This window comes from Stenotrophomonas sp. YJH_SMC_57, from assembly GCF_059369755.1.
In genome coordinates, this window is record NZ_JCAFSZ010000016.1 from 54,906 (window position 1) to 69,166 (window position 14,261).

Sequence of the window (14,261 nt, forward strand, 5' to 3'; positions counted from 1 at the left end):
ATCGAGCTTCTCTGTGCCCACGATGCTGCCCTGGAACTCGATGTGACCTAGTGGCGTTAGCGCGTCGCAGCCTCCGTGTGCCCGATTGCACCCACACTGATCCGCGAAGACCCATATTCGTTTCGCGTACTATCTACGTATGTTACTGGCTTCTTCGGCTAAAGGCGGAAGTTCGCTTGGTTGATTTCAGTGTTCAGGGGCGGCTATACCGAGTCTTTCAAGCAGGGACTTAAATAGCTGATACTAAGCGGCAAGCGAAAACTAAAGTCGGTATTGAGCCTGCGAATATTCGTAGGTGATGCCGTCGAACAATTGGGGGGGGACAGGATGTATCTGAAGCACATCCGGGCGCGTAACTATCGCGCGTTTGGGGACGGCACAACTGCGCCTAAACTGGATTGGGAGCTCAATCCCGGGCTAAACATCCTTGTCGGCGAGAACGATGCGGGCAAGACCGGTATCGTCGATGCCATCCGGCAGGTGTTACTGACAACAAGCTATGAGCCCGTCAGGCTCTTCGAGCAGGACTTCCACATCGAAGGCAAGAGCCGTGCTCAAACGCTCAGCATCGAGGCTACGCTGTGTGGATTAAGCCTAGATCAAGAGGCATCGGTCCTCGAATGGCTCACCCTCGGTGTGGACGGAACCTGCTCGCTCATCCTTCATCTCGAGGCGCGCTACCACCCGCCACAAGCGACGAAGCGAGCGCGCGTCGAAACCGTCATTCGAACCGGCGCTGCTGGAACCGGGCCGGAGGTCGGCTACGCAGTCAGGGAGCTTGTACGCGCGACCTATCTGAGACCACTGCGTGACGCCGAAGCGGAGCTGCGACCAGGCCGCCAATCACGTCTTTCGCAGATTCTTGGCGCTCACAACGACATCTCAGGCCAAGAGATGAACGACTTCGACAAGGCCTCGCCAAAGGACGTTCCTGAGCGCCTGGTCGGCTTGATGGCGTTTGCGCAGCACCACCTGGGTGAGCATGAGGTCGTCAAGGGCGTAGAGAAGGACATCAACGACAACTACCTCGGCCAGTTCGCGTTCTCCGGTGAGAAGCTTCAGTCGCGCATCCGCATCGCTCCAGACCTGTCGCTGACGCCAATCCTTGAAAGGTTTGAGCTGTCGTTGTTGCCCGGTGCGCACATCCACCCGGACGAACGCTGTGCGCGAGGCCTTGGTTACAACAACGCGCTGTTCATGGCCACCGAGCTGGTACTGCTTCGGGGCGGCGAGGAGCTCGCCCTGCTTCTCGTCGAAGAGCCCGAGGCTCACCTCCATCCACAATTGCAGGAGCGCGTGATGGACCTGCTGAAGGAGCATTCCAATGAGGAACAGGCGGAGAAGCGCGTGCAGGTCATCATGACGACCCATAGCCCTTCGCTGGTCTCGACCGCGCGCATCGAAGACATGACGCTGGTGCACAAGGCTCACACCTTTCCGCTTGCCGCCGGAAAGACCAAGCTCAACCGCACCGATTACTCGTTCCTACGTCGCTTCATCGACGCAACCAAGGCGAACTTATTCTTCGCCCGTGGCGTCATGATGGTTGAGGGGCCCGCCGAAGCCATCTTGGTTCCCGCTATTGCTGAGATGTGCGGGCGGTCGTTCTCAAAACATGGTGTGTCAATGGTCAATGTCGGACACACGGGCCTGTATCACTACGCTCGCATCCTTCAGCGCGAGGGAGACGGTCCGGAAATTCCGATCCCGGTGGTCTGCCTGACAGACCGGGATATCGTTCCCGACGTCGCGAAGACATATGTCGCCAAACCCGCCAAGGGGAAACGCTTCGATTCCGACTACTCGGCGCTGGAGATGGCTGTAGCGGTGCAGAGGAAGAAAGAACGAGCTGAAGGCGGCAAGACTATCGTGTGTGTGTCAGACCGCTGGACGCTTGAATTCGACCTAGCGTTACATGGCTGTGCGAAGCTGATGCACATGGCGATTTCGCTGGCAGCCAAGGCAAAGTCTCGCGATGAACGCCTTACAGAAACCGATGAGACAGCGACGTTGGTTGAAGCTGAGTTGAGCTGGACATCGCTGGAAGGTGCCGGGCACACCGAGGAGGAGCTGGCAGCGATCATTTACAAGCCGCTCCAAGAGAAGGACGCATCGAAGGCCATCGCCGCCCAGTACGCAGCTCAACTAGTCTGCACGGGAAAGTATGGAACAGGCGAAGACCTGTTCAAGGCTTTGCCTCCTTATCTGCAGGCAGCACTCTCCCACTTGACTATCGCTCCAGCCGCGAAGCCTGCGGCGACGGCCGGCCCGGGAGCGGCAGTACCAACCGCGCCCACCGTGCCTGGAGCTGCAGCGGCAGTCCCGAGCTCCACACTGCCCCCGGTGCCCGCAGCATTCCCTTCAGTTCCATCGGCCATCCCGATTGTGGTGTCCCCAGTCGATCCGCCATGCGCGTCGCCTGGTAGCACGCAGGGGAATGGAGCGTGAGCGCGGTCAGCCTTGAATCGGTAGACCTAGCTGACCTCGCGACCTTAGCCAAGGACCTGAACTTCGATGACGTAGAACGCCGGAGCGCACTACTAGAGAACGGTTCGCGTGACTTCAATGCGGTTCCGGGCAGCGGGAAGACTTCATTGCTCGCGGCCAAGCTGCTTTTATTGGCCAAAAAGTGGCCACATGCGCGACGCGGCATCTGTGTTCTCAGCCACACCAACGTGGCTCGGGACGAGATTGCGCAGCGCCTGGCGGGGAGCACTGAGGGCGCGCAGCTCCTAAGCTACCCTCATTTCGTTGGCACCATCCATGCCTTTGTCAACCAATTCTTCGCGATGCCTATGTTGCGAAGCCTGGGCCAGAAGGTCGATGTCATCGACGACGTCGTCTTCGCCGATAAGGCTAAGTCGCTTCTTCAACTCGGCATGTTCTCGGGCCTGCGCGTGTATCTGGAGAACCAGAACAATGGCGACGGCATCGTCAATTCCTTGTTCTATCGGACGGCGGATCTGCAGGTGCAAGTTGAGAACGGAACACTGCCCGGCACGCACACGGCATCATACAAGTCGCTAATGGCGCTAAAGAAGATGCTGACTAAGGACGGCATCTTTCGGCATCGGGACATGTTCGCGTATGCCGACCGCGCGCTCAAGACCTGTCCCCATCTCGTGGACGTCGTTCATCGGCGGTTCCCGATGGTGTTTATAGACGAGATGCAGGACACGTCCTGGGACCAGGAGTCTTTCCTAAATCGCATCTTCGATGGAAAGTCGGTGATGCAAAGGTTCGGAGATGTAGACCAGAAGATTCTTTCAGACGAGGAGAACGCTGACCTTCTCACGTTCCCGCGGGGCGGTTACGGTTGCATCAGCACCAGTAAGCGGTTTGGTCCGGCCATCGCAAGTGCGGTGGGTAGCGTGCGCCTTAGCGGCAATGCCGTTGTTGGAGAGGGAACTGGCTCCCACGCGCCGGTCTTACTCCTGTACTGCACGGCAGATGTAGCCAAGGTGGTTCCGCACTATGGCCGCCTAGTCATCGACCGCTTGAGCGACGAAGACGCTGCGACACGGGAGGTGAAGGCAATGTGCACTCGAAAGTCGGGAGAAGGCAGGGTTGCGGCTGGACGTCACCTTGTGGATTATTGGCCGGCCTATGGTGAAGGCCAGAAAATCACCAGCATGCGTTCTGAGCGCTTCTGGGGGCTCGTCGGGGATGCAAAGAAGACCCTGCTGGAAGCATCGCTCAACTCGCGTGTTTCCGACGTCCGGAGGGCTCTGCTGCTGGTGCTCCGCGCGGCAGGTGCGCCTCTGGTGGAGGGCGTTCGAGATGCACGTGCGCTGCCGCGGGCCGCAAGAGAGTTCGGTGCATCAATGCCGATTGAACGTCTTACCCGCCAACTGGCGATTTCTGGCGAGCAACTCTGTATTGTGGGCCAGCGCGATTCGGCCATCCAGTTTGTGTATGAGGGACTCAAGTCGTACCTCCCGGATGGACTCGTGTTTGATGAGTTCTCAGCCCTGAGCGTATTTGATGAGCCAGGGCCGCAAGGAACGACGAGCCCGATCGTCTCGACGAGGTGTCAGGTCTCCCACTTGGGACGGAGTCTTGAATTTGGACTGGGCACGACAGCCGGAATGAAGGGCGAGACGCACTCCGCATCTCTGGTGATGGAGTCCTACGGAGGCACCAGCAAAAAATTTGACGTCGCGCTAGGGCTTGAATACATTGCCGGGATTGCCTTGAAGAGGCTCGACAAGCTCCCAAAGACACAGCAGGCCCAAATGCGGAATCTCTACGTTGCGATGTCCCGTCCAACAACGTTGCTGTGCCTAGCGGCAAACGAAGGCCGAGTTCCGCCGGGATTGCGAACAGCGCTCTTGAACAAGGGCTGGCATATCGAGGCGGTGAGGTAAGGGTTCTACCCCGATATCACGGACGGTTCTAAAAGAGCTGCAACCTTCTGATCCTGCCTGGCGACCCTTCGCCGCATCCTTGGATTGTGGCGTCGCTCGATGTAGTCAAACACATCCGCTCGTGCTGCATCCAGTGTCGGCTAGCTCGTTCGATAGATCCGCTCGCGTTTGAGCAGGCCAAAGAAGCCTTCGCAGGCCGCGTTGTCACCGCAAGGCCCCACTGCGCTCATTGAGCAGATCAGGCCATTGGCCGACAGGTAGCCTTGGTAGTCACAGATGCGAAACTGGCTGCCACGATCCGAATGCAGGATCACCTCATCGCTTCGTTGCCGCTGCCAAACCGCCATTTGTACAGCCCGTAGCACCATCTGACGATCCTGCCAATCATGCGTTGACCAGCCCACAATGCGCTGGTCGTACAGATCCAACACGACGCACAGATACAGTTTGCCCTGCTGGGTCTTGATCTCGGCGATGTCGGTGACCAACTTGGTTTCCGGCTCCCGCGCGACAAAATCGCGCTCAAGCAGGTTAGTCACCCCCGGTGGCGTCACGGCCGCACCAGCACGCTGCCCGCGACGCTTGCGCCGGGGCCAAGCCTGCAGGCCGTCGGTCGCCATCAGGCGCGCAACCCGGTTCAGGTTGGCACTTTTGCCCTCTTCAGCCAGGTCTTCGCGCATGCGACCAGCCCCCAACGTACCGCAGCTGTCTTCGTGCAGTTCGCGACTTCTGGCCGCATGGCGTCATGCGACCCAAAGCGGCCATGGGGGCCGCCGCCGAGCCTACCGCTGGGTCCGGCTATACGCTGGCTTGTTAGCCGGGCCTCGCCGTCCTAAGATCGAACTGTATCAAGGGGAAAGCCACCATACGGTGCTTTGTGGATAAGCCGTATAGCCGGACCCACGAGTCTGTCTATTAGGTAGTTAGGCTTTTGGGGCATGTTTGTCGACATCAAATGGGGAAGTAATGACTAAGAATTCGTATGCAGCAGCCGGATCAGCTGCCGCAGCAATCGCAGCGGGAGCTGTTGCGTTCACGCCCCTGGGTATGGCGGGTGCGGCCGGCCTTACTATTGCTGGCATAGTGGCTGCGCTCGGAAAATCTCAGGAGGACTTGAAGGAGGCCGAGAACAAAGGAATCACGTCCCTCGAAGACGAGGCAAAGAAACAAAGGATTAATATGGAATTCCAAGCCCATCAGGCCCGGGTCGCGCAAGAGCTCGCCATATCCCAACGAATCTACTTCTCAGAATCAGTCGAGATAGAAGAGTTCTATGATGGGCAAGGAAAGGGATCCCTTGGCGTTAAGGGCGATGATTCTGGAATCACCCTTGGAGCTTCAGGCGAAGGACGTCGCGTTACCAAACGCGTCATCAAGTTCGCTGGGTGGGGCCTTTCGCCTCACCCAAACGAAGAAGAAGCCTAGCAGTTCATTCAAGCCGCCCCCGCTGCGCGGGTCGGCTTAGTTCCAGAGTTGAATGTCCGCTCCTGGCCGGAAGCGGACATTGCCGATGCACCAGTCACCCAATTCAGTTTTAATCTTCCCTCCAGGGCTCGCGGCTTGCTCAGGAGTGGTAGCAAGGGCATAGTTGTTTCGCCACGTCGGAAACTTGGGACTTCGTAGTGACCACTCCATCGGAACAGAATCGGCTTTGGTCTGCGGCAACGCAATCGGCAATGGAGGCGAAGTTGGGCCGGAAGCTCACCAGCATGGAAAGCGACAAGATCTGGAATACAGGATCATTTCATGGGCTTGAGATGATCGATATGGCGATTCATTACTCGCAGTCTATTGATGCTCTTGAAGCGTACCTCGCTGCGTTGCCGGAATGCGATCCTTTGCCCGAGCGTTATACAAGACGCTTTTGATCGGCAGACTCCTGCCCGTGATCTGGACTCAGCTCCTGCCGGAACTGCAGAGGAGGTATTTCGAGCCCCTACTCCTGTTCTGCCTCGGAATCAGCATATGAAAGACGACTACAAGGACCTGATGAGAAAGGCCGGTGCGGCCTAACAGTTCATTCAAGCCGCAGCCGCTTCTCGGCTCGGCATAATTCAGCCGTTGAGCCTTTGGAGCCCATATGTCCCTAGCGAATGGTGTTCAGCAGTACGTGAAGGCATACGACAAGGCGGTAGAGATGTTCAATGTCTACCCTGACGCCGAAGCGCCAGAGCTTCTTGCACTCCAGAAGAGTCTCAGCGATGAGTGCCTGAAGCTCCTAGACGTGACGGGGCTGGACTGGAATCAATGCGGAAATCTCGGCAGGCATTTGAAGTTCCTTAAGTACTACCTGGACCAGAATGACAAAGATGCGTGCCAAGGCGACATCCGGGACATCGTGTTCTGGGACCTGCCAACCGCACTTCGGAACCTCGCGGAGGTCATTGACGAGTATCAGCACTATGATCAGAAGCTAAAAGATGGCGTGGTTCCTCTGATCAATGGCGCGCATTATGACTCGGCAATGCGCAAGATATTCGTCATTCTCACGGACAGACTCCGTCGCGCATTCGGCGTCGCAGAGGAAATTGACGGCGACGAGCTTGTCAATCTCGTATTTGGCAGGGGTGGGAAAATTCCAGTGGCGCTTGACGAGCCGAAAAAGCAGGCAATGCGAAACTTGATCAGCGGATTCTACGGCGTCTACCGCAACCGGATAGCTCACAACGATGTTGAACCCGGCCTGGCTCAGACCAGAGCCATTTTGGAAATGGCTAACACGATCATTCTAGACATTGAGGCTATCGCTACCGCGTCGGTAAAGCTGGCGTAGGAATCTATCAAGTCGAGCCCCCTCGTGGGTCGGGGTAACTCAAACGTCGACGGTCGCTTTTGGCCGGAAGCGGACATCGGCGCGGGCAGGGGATTAGGGGTGTTTATTGGGGGCAGGGTAGCCCCCGACCCAACGCGGCTTTTCTTCGTACTCGGTGGCTTGACTCGCATAGAGCGCGGTAATTTTCCGCCAGTGTGAGGTAATCCTTGGCACAGTTGTTTCGATTGGCCCGACGTGCCCCTTCATGCAAAACACTGGCAGCAGCTGCGGTGCCGTTTCTACGCCGGGTCGTGAAATTGCACCATGCCAAGTTTGGCCACCGGCTAAGATGGAGGCCGGCCCCGCAACGCTCCAAGGTATTGCGGGACCTTCCTTCATCTAGGCTAGCGCCTCATATCGCCAATGCGTAATGTCGTCATAGGCAAGCTGCGCCGGCACAACGAACCCCTGCTTTGGATCGTCTGGATGGTTTACGTACTTTCCACGCAGCACATCACCATTACGAATTTTCACTAGCACCGACGTTGCGTGCATTGGGATGCGGTCATTAACGTCGGTCCATTCGACATCATTCATCTGAATTCCTCCGTTATGTCTTCATGGTTGCATTGACGAGTTCATTTAGCTTAGAAAAACTGTCAACAGTTTCATCGCTAAAGGTCCGTCCCTGGTGAGTCCTCAAAAGCGTTTCAGCGACCTCCCCGTGATCATATGTCTTGCCGATCTTGGCTTCGATGCGCTTGACGACCCTATCGCCCGGGCCAAGGTCGGCGGGCTTTAACTTTGCCTTGAAGGTGTCGTTGTAAAGGCTTACGTAGTCTTCAACAGAGAATAGGTCTTCGATGTCGGAGTTCTTTTGTCCCGTTACCGCGTTCGCAAGAATGAGCCTAGTGCCGGTAATCAGCTTCTTCTCAATCATCCCCGTGACACGTTGCATTCCTTGAGTGTCAGAATCAGCTAGCACGGTAATGTCTAAATGCGGTCCGACAAGGCCCACAAAGGTCGGGATGTTAGTTGCACCGCCGCTGGGAAGTATGCGCCAGCGTGAGTCTAGTGCCGTCTTTTTCTTCTGACTGGCTACTTGGCTCATGACGGTTAGATAGATGAAGTCAGAAGTCCCTTCAACTACAAGATTGTTGGGGCCGATGAACAAACTTTGCGCGATGTCATAACCCAATGCGGCCTGCAATGGGAACAAGCTGTCAGGGTCATTCGCCAGAGCATCTTCGGAAACGACAGAGCCGTTCGGAGGTCCACGATCCTCAATGATTCTTACCCGATCAAGATGACCCATTTCGACCATGAAGGGCGAGTGCGTCGTGTAGATGACCGGGGATACGATAGCAAGTCGCTCGTTGATAAAACGTAGGAAGTCGGCCTGCGCTCGGCCATGCAACGCCAACGCAGGTTCATCAAGAAGCACGATGGTGGCCTCCTTGTTCTCAAACTCACTGAACGCTGCTAAGAACGAGAAGAACCATTGGAAGCCGGATGAACGCTGACTGAAGTTATTGGAGTAACCAGTTCTCTTGTCTCTTAGGCGGATTTCAAGATATCTGGCGGCGATGTGAACTCCGTCGTGCCGCTGTACTTCTTCTTTATCTACGTCAATATTGACTTCAAGGTCAGGATTTTGCTTCCAGTATTCGAAAACTTGATTGGTCAAGTCAATGGAAACAGCTTCCATCTCGCTGCGTCTTTGCTCATAGTCATCAGCGCTAAGTTGTTTTGGCGTGGTTCCAGCTAGCGCCACCAACGCGCGTGCGGTCTGCATTGCGCTGTTACCCGGCTCTTCGGCAGCTGTCGCCAATTCGCGCAAGTCAATTCGACCAGGTAGCGTGTTATATCCGGTGAACCTAAAGAAAGTGGGAAGTCTCTTTTCTAGGATAGGTATTACATGGTCGATTCCATTGTTATCCGTTAGGCTGTGCTTCTTCAGAAGCTGCTTGGCCTCCTTAACATCTTCGATGCTTAAACCGTTTTCCTCGGTGGCTTCCAGGTCGATCAAAGACGTGACGAAAGTTGTCATCGAATCGACTTGTCCAATTAGTTTTTGGATTTCTGTTGGCAGAAGTTTCTGGAAATGGAAAGCGATGGCTAGGTCATCTACCTCCATGCTCCAGAGCGTAGTTCCACCATAGTTCCGCATAACCTCTATTGCTTGCCCTGCCGAGACAGCGGCGCCTAACTTCTCGCCAACCGCTTGGACGTCACTTGTATCGAGAACAAAAGTCGCTGTTATGAACTCGAATTCCGCGATGTTGGATGTGCGGCGATCCTTCACGTGTAACCAGCGTGGGTACTGCTTTTCAGCATCTGGCGTGTCTTTGTACGCAGGGCTTAGTAGATAAAGCGCTTCCAGCAGCCCCGACTTTCCGGCTTCGTTCTTGCCTACAAGGCAAGTCACCGAATCCGATACGGCCACGTCTCCCGAATCGACTATGTTTCGGAACTTTCTGACACGAAATGACTTTAATTGCATCGTCCATCCCCCCGGGCACTTGTTGAAGTGTAGTGCCTTCAACACTCGGTTAACAGAGCACAACAGACGCGAGACAGCTAGTTTGCTATCACCATGCTGTCGCGAAAAATGCCGACACTACTTCGAATTTTATGTAACGCACTGAATTAACATAGAAAATTTGGTTGGCGGTGTGGGGTTGGAGCCTGCGACCATTGCCGTGTGAAGGCAAAAGATGAGTTGAATCAAGTGTGTAGGCGTCTGCTTCTGGCCGATAGAGGACATTGGCAAGCAAACGGCAGGGATGCCGCCGTCCAACTCTAGGATTAGGAAAATTTATCGGGGATGGGGAAGGGTGACAGGCCCCGTGGCTTCTCATAGCTAATGTCCGCCGCCAATTTGGAGCCGGCTCGACGGTTGGTCTTCTCAGAAGAACTGGAAACTGATCAGTGTTTCCCTAGAAGGGGGGGGAGGCAGATGCCCAGTTGTGCAGAAAATCCTCTTGCTCCAATGTCTCAACTGCACCAGGGCGTACCTCTCTCACGCGCCTGATCGCATCCTCGCTGCTCAGAGAGGTCTTGGTAGCAAGGAGAAGCATGCCGGCGACAGTACCTGCTCTGCCCAGCCCACCCTTGCAGTGGACGACAATCCTTTTTCCGTCAAGTAGCGCGTTGCATATGGGCGTCTCCAATTCCTTCCATATCTGGAGGAACCCGAAGTCGGGTGCAGCGCCATCCACAATCGGCAGTCCGTACCACCGTAGACCATGGGCTGCTGCACGCTCCGGCAGAGCGGCGATCCGAAGATCCTCGAACTCCCAAGGCTCGATTAGACTGATGAGATGACTTGCACCCCATGAGCTTATAGCTTCGAGGTCCATATCCAAGTCTCGTGACCACGATCCGGTCATAGCTACGTCTTGATGCTTGCCTGGGGCGAACGTCACCCCGATGGCCCCGCCGCAATGGCCAACCCGGAGAGTCGCTATCTGAAGAGGGTGGGAATGACTGGTCCTAGTCACACTGTCTCCGGCTATCGAATGGGGCGCTCTGTCATGCAGAGTATCTAGAGTTTGCTTCGCCTGCGGCTCTCGCGCGATGGTTTCGAGCAATGCTTAGTCAGGCGAGCCAGAATGCAGCGACAGTCTCTCCCCTATGCGTCTCTGAGCGACCTCCAAACCACTGTCATTAGCAAGGTACGGTGATGCGAATAGGGGGGCTTCAACCCAGAACTTAAGTTGATCTGGGTGGATGTAGGGGCGATGGTCGTCAAGCAGAAGAGCTTGGCCAAGTAGTGGAGAAACGAATCGAAGGTCCTTGATAGAACCAGTCCATTCGACGTAGCGGACCTCTGTGAACCATCCAGGTACATGGCCTTCCTCAGTCAGAAGTAATGCGATTCTCAGCGCTATATGCCGAGGCACCGTCGTGAACAGCACAAGCTCATCAAAGGAAGTTCCAGCATAATTCAGGAAATCCCGAAGTCCTGGTCGAGGAATCTGGCTGACTGCATTGGAGATGAGGGTTCCCTCAAGATCGAGGGCGAGGATACTGGGGCGCATGCGATAGGACCTATCTACGTTTGAGTGCGTCGCAAAAGACGCGATCTGAGTTCTGGCCCCTCTTGCTGCGCAACCAAGATGGGAGGGGCGAGCCAGTAGTTGTCGCCAATGGGTAGCAGACTCTCTAATGCGACATCGACCATCAGCGGTCGCCGCCACATAGCGTCTGGTAGGAAGCAGTAGTCAGACTTGCTTAGTGTTCCTGATGCTTGCTTGTGAGAGAGCCAGTTTGCTCGACTGCGTATCTCGCGGCTCAGTACGGTCAATGCTGCGGATTCGTCGCCGCCGGTGCTTAAGAACTCACTGGCAGCTCCTCGGACTGATGACCAGATCACGTATCGCTTGCGTCCCAAGCTCAGGTCACGCCACTCTCTTTCCTGTACACATAGAATCTCCTCGGCGTGTTGAATGCCGATCCGATGCTTGCGTAGCAATGAAACGAGATAGGCGGTAGCTTCGCGGTCGGAAAGCTGACGCCAAAGCCACTGTCGGTCCTGTGCTCCAAGCGAAGGGTGCCAGGCTCTCAGCGCATGGGTCAGTGCGGTACTCAGATCGCCAGGCAGCTGACTGCTCTCCCGATAACTCCAGCTAATGGGGTCGTAAAGAGATCGCTTTGTAGAGCCATTTGACGAGCCCGTCTTAGCTAGAACCCCTGCGGTCTGAAGGAACAGCAGCAAGTGCTGCACAATCGCTGTGTCAGCGGCTACGGGTGCGGAAATCGAAGTGGAGCGCTCGAGCGCGCACCACGCGCACGCGTAGAACGGCCCAAGCGATGCGAGCAGCGCATCGAGGTCTGGCCACGGAGGGATGAGGGTCTGTTGGTCACGACCATAGATCACTCGATCCCCGGCAGTTCAACCGGCTCTGATGCTAGCAAGCCACCGGAAGGTCGTCTACACAATTTTCGTGTAGATCCCGGCTCGGCCATAGATTTCGTTCCGCTCCTCTAGGCGGACCCGATGGCTACCAAAACGATCTACCAAAGTGCATACCTTCGGTTGGTCGGCCTTCTCCGCGAGCGACGCGAGTCGTTGGGTATCAGTCAAACTAGGCTAGCCTCACACTTGGGGTGGCCTCAGCAGAGAATCTCTTCCGTTGAGTCTGGAGCGCGGCGCCTGGACGTGTTGGAGTTCTGCCTCATCGCCGCTGCCTTGGGATTCTCTCCCGCCGAGGTCTCTGATCAGGTCTTGAAGATGCTACAGAGCGTGCGCGGCAATCAGATCAAGGACAGGCATTAGCGAACGATCGCAGCCGTCGCGCTAGGCCCGATGACTGGCGCCGGCTTTTCCGAGGTGCGCGACGTGCCGCTTCCGATATTTGGCCTTGGGTCAAGCGATAGCCGTCCTGCTGATCGACTCGCTCGACGCCTTGCGCGATCACTTCCAAGCTGCTTCATGGCGGCTCGGGGCCAGTCCAAAGAGAGCATGCGTCCGTGGGTCGAACGATTGAGCTCCTCCTACTGCCTCTTGGTCCATTTCCCGGGGAGATGACCTGTCATGGAGACTGGGGGGAGGTTCTACTCCCCGCCATTTATGTACACTGAATTTTTGCTCAGGCCCCCGTATTCTTGCGCGAAATTTGCTGTTTCTATAGCTTAGTTTCGTTTATGTACATTCTTCACGATAGCTTACTACCGTTCTGACAGACAACGCATTGAAGCGTGTGTAAAAGGGGCTCGTAACCATCTGGTTGCGGGCCCTTTCTTTTATGCACAGGGGATTCGGCGATGGCAACGGCGGAGCCAGGTGGACACCCGGCGTGTACCTCTTCCTTCAGGACCGGGCAGTATCTTCCCGGGGGAGAAAAAGAGTCCGATCAAGGCCTTCTTCAAGGATCGGCAGGAAGGTCAAGACGCGATAGCCACTTGGGCAGACGGTAAAGGCCGCATTGCTCGCTGCGTTCCATAGGCTGCGAAATAAATGCAAAGCAGAGATTACCTACGGATCCAAGGAATGGAATATGCGGAAGAACATAGCGCCTGCACGCTTTCTCATTGCACCCCTACGGGCTGGGAGTACCATCGCGACTGCTGATGTGGCGACGATCCAGGCTGTGACAACGGATTCTCAGTATCTGGATGCAGTGAAACCGCGAGAAATATGCGCTGCTTGGACGTATGACATGACTATCAACGGGTGCCCCCAAGTGATGAAGAATGCGCTTCTCTCCATAGCGTTGTTCGCAATGACCCCTGTGACCGTGATCGGTTGCCAGAACGATGGAGCGGGAATTGAATCCGCGCCTGCAGTCGCTTTGACCTCCGAACGTCCCATGGACGTACAGGCGAGCGCGAAACCCGGAGCCTACGCGCTGTTCGACGGTGCTAAGGACTCAGGCACAGCAAGTTGGGACCTGTACCTGCGGAGCTTGCATCAGGATGACCGAAGGTACTTGGAGGACATATCAGATCGTTACTTTGGAACGGTGCATTTTTCGGGCGCGGAAGATCGCGAAGCGTTGCTCCGGCTGGGCTTCCCACTTCCTGAGGAGTGGCTGGCAGCAAAAGGTATGAGTGAAGCCGAGCTGAGAGCAATGAGCGATCGCGGAGACCATAAAGCCGAGATATTTCTTGTTGATCGGCTGCTGGCAAAAATGGCCGCAGTTACCGCGCAAGCCGGCGCGGAAAACTACCTGGAGGTGGTGAAAGCTCTGCCAGAGGCAGAGCGACCCTCCGTGGACAAGGATCGGTTGGAGGTACTCAATCGCTCTGCAGATGTTTTCTCGGAGGGGCCAACGCCCTTCACCGCCTATCAGTACGGAGTTGCCTTCTCCGCTGCGACAGGAAGCCCGGAGCCCATACCCGCTGCCATGGCGATGGCTGCAGAACTGGGGGATCGGCGGGCCGAGACGTTGATGGCTGACTACGAAGCGAGATCACCTGCTGGCAATCCGAAGCTGGTGTCACAGCTGCACGCCACCATGAGGAAAATGGCGAAGCGGCCAGCGCCTTAGATCCAGCCAATGAATGGTGCCACGCTCGTTTCCCGGCAGAACGAAAGCCCCGCTCATGCGGGGCTTTTCTTTTTCCGCGACTCCTACGGAGTTGTGCCTCGCAGCATTGCATTTCTTGCAGCGCAACTTGCAAACCGGCAATTTCCT

At 56.1% G+C, this 14,261-nt stretch carries 10 protein-coding genes and 1 pseudogene; 7 read left to right on the forward strand and 4 right to left on the reverse strand.

Annotation, left to right across the window (positions count from 1 at the left end):
- Positions 1 to 327: 327 nt before the first annotated feature.
- On the forward strand, positions 328 to 2,448 hold the full coding sequence (locus AC5P7U_RS18930; protein WP_495221345.1) for an ATP-dependent nuclease: 2,121 nt from the start codon (positions 328 to 330) through the stop codon (positions 2,446 to 2,448).
- Entirely contained in the window at positions 2,445 to 4,367 is a 1,923-nt protein-coding gene (locus AC5P7U_RS18935; RefSeq protein WP_495221346.1) for a UvrD-helicase domain-containing protein, read from the forward strand. Before AC5P7U_RS18930 ends, AC5P7U_RS18935 begins: the two co-directional genes overlap by 4 nt.
- A 5-nt stretch (positions 4,368 to 4,372) precedes the next feature.
- On the opposite strand, the pseudogene AC5P7U_RS18940 reads toward AC5P7U_RS18935, so the two are convergent.
- Positions 4,373 to 5,110, reverse strand: a pseudogene (locus AC5P7U_RS18940) (IS3 family transposase); the annotation flags it as partial.
- A gap of 223 nt (positions 5,111 to 5,333) precedes the next feature.
- Here AC5P7U_RS18940 and AC5P7U_RS18945 point away from each other — a divergent pair.
- The 3 genes from AC5P7U_RS18945 to AC5P7U_RS18955 all read left to right on the forward strand — a co-directional run bounded on the left by AC5P7U_RS18945 (position 5,334) and on the right by AC5P7U_RS18955 (position 7,140).
- Positions 5,334 to 5,792 carry a hypothetical protein gene (locus AC5P7U_RS18945; RefSeq protein ID WP_495221347.1) on the forward strand — a complete coding sequence of 153 codons (459 nt, stop codon included), beginning with the start codon at positions 5,334 to 5,336 and terminating at the stop codon, positions 5,790 to 5,792.
- Between the two features lie 284 nt (positions 5,793 to 6,076).
- A complete protein-coding gene (locus AC5P7U_RS18950; RefSeq protein ID WP_208081717.1) occupies positions 6,077 to 6,235 on the forward strand; it encodes a hypothetical protein in 159 nt (52 codons plus the stop codon).
- A 212-nt stretch (positions 6,236 to 6,447) separates the two neighbouring features.
- Positions 6,448 to 7,140: a TIGR02391 family protein gene (locus AC5P7U_RS18955; protein ID WP_495221348.1), complete on the forward strand. Its 693-nt coding sequence runs from the start codon at positions 6,448 to 6,450 to the stop codon at positions 7,138 to 7,140.
- A gap of 378 nt (positions 7,141 to 7,518) precedes the next feature.
- Here AC5P7U_RS18955 and AC5P7U_RS18960 read toward each other — a convergent pair whose 3' ends face one another.
- The 3 genes from AC5P7U_RS18960 to AC5P7U_RS18970 form a co-directional block, all read right to left on the reverse strand.
- A complete protein-coding gene (locus AC5P7U_RS18960) occupies positions 7,519 to 7,716 on the reverse strand; it encodes a hypothetical protein (RefSeq protein ID WP_495221349.1) in 198 nt (65 codons plus the stop codon).
- A gap of 13 nt (positions 7,717 to 7,729) precedes the next feature.
- The gene (locus AC5P7U_RS18965) at positions 7,730 to 9,622 is read right to left on the reverse strand and encodes an AAA family ATPase (RefSeq protein WP_495221350.1); all 1,893 of its coding nucleotides are present in this window, start codon (positions 9,620 to 9,622) and stop codon (positions 7,730 to 7,732) included.
- 436 nt (positions 9,623 to 10,058) lie between these two features.
- A complete protein-coding gene (locus AC5P7U_RS18970; RefSeq protein ID WP_495221351.1) occupies positions 10,059 to 10,622 on the reverse strand; it encodes a cyclin-dependent kinase inhibitor 3 family protein in 564 nt (187 codons plus the stop codon).
- 1,499 nt (positions 10,623 to 12,121) lie between these two features.
- Between AC5P7U_RS18970 and AC5P7U_RS18975 the strand changes: the two genes are divergently transcribed.
- Positions 12,122 to 12,400, forward strand: a complete 279-nt coding sequence (locus AC5P7U_RS18975; protein WP_111108445.1) for a helix-turn-helix domain-containing protein — start codon at positions 12,122 to 12,124, stop codon at positions 12,398 to 12,400.
- An 883-nt stretch (positions 12,401 to 13,283) separates the two neighbouring features.
- Positions 13,284 to 14,114: a hypothetical protein gene (locus AC5P7U_RS18980; protein ID WP_481458244.1), complete on the forward strand. Its 831-nt coding sequence runs from the start codon at positions 13,284 to 13,286 to the stop codon at positions 14,112 to 14,114.
- Positions 14,115 to 14,261 lie beyond the last annotated feature (147 nt).

Bases quoted from the DNA above. Each gene is read 5' to 3' on its own strand.
- AC5P7U_RS18930 (WP_495221345.1), top strand. From the start codon at position 328: ATGTATCTGAAGCACATCCGGGCGCGTAACTATCGCGCGTTTGGGGAC.
- AC5P7U_RS18945 (WP_495221347.1), top strand. From the start codon at position 5,334: ATGACTAAGAATTCGTATGCAGCAGCCGGATCAGCTGCCGCAGCAATC.
- AC5P7U_RS18950 (WP_208081717.1), top strand. From the start codon at position 6,077: ATGGAAAGCGACAAGATCTGGAATACAGGATCATTTCATGGGCTTGAG.
- AC5P7U_RS18955 (WP_495221348.1), top strand. From the start codon at position 6,448: ATGTCCCTAGCGAATGGTGTTCAGCAGTACGTGAAGGCATACGACAAG.
- AC5P7U_RS18960 (WP_495221349.1), bottom strand. From the start codon at position 7,716: ATGAATGATGTCGAATGGACCGACGTTAATGACCGCATCCCAATGCAC.
- AC5P7U_RS18965 (WP_495221350.1), bottom strand. From the start codon at position 9,622: ATGCAATTAAAGTCATTTCGTGTCAGAAAGTTCCGAAACATAGTCGAT.
- AC5P7U_RS18975 (WP_111108445.1), top strand. From the start codon at position 12,122: ATGGCTACCAAAACGATCTACCAAAGTGCATACCTTCGGTTGGTCGGC.
- AC5P7U_RS18980 (WP_481458244.1), top strand. From the start codon at position 13,284: ATGACTATCAACGGGTGCCCCCAAGTGATGAAGAATGCGCTTCTCTCC.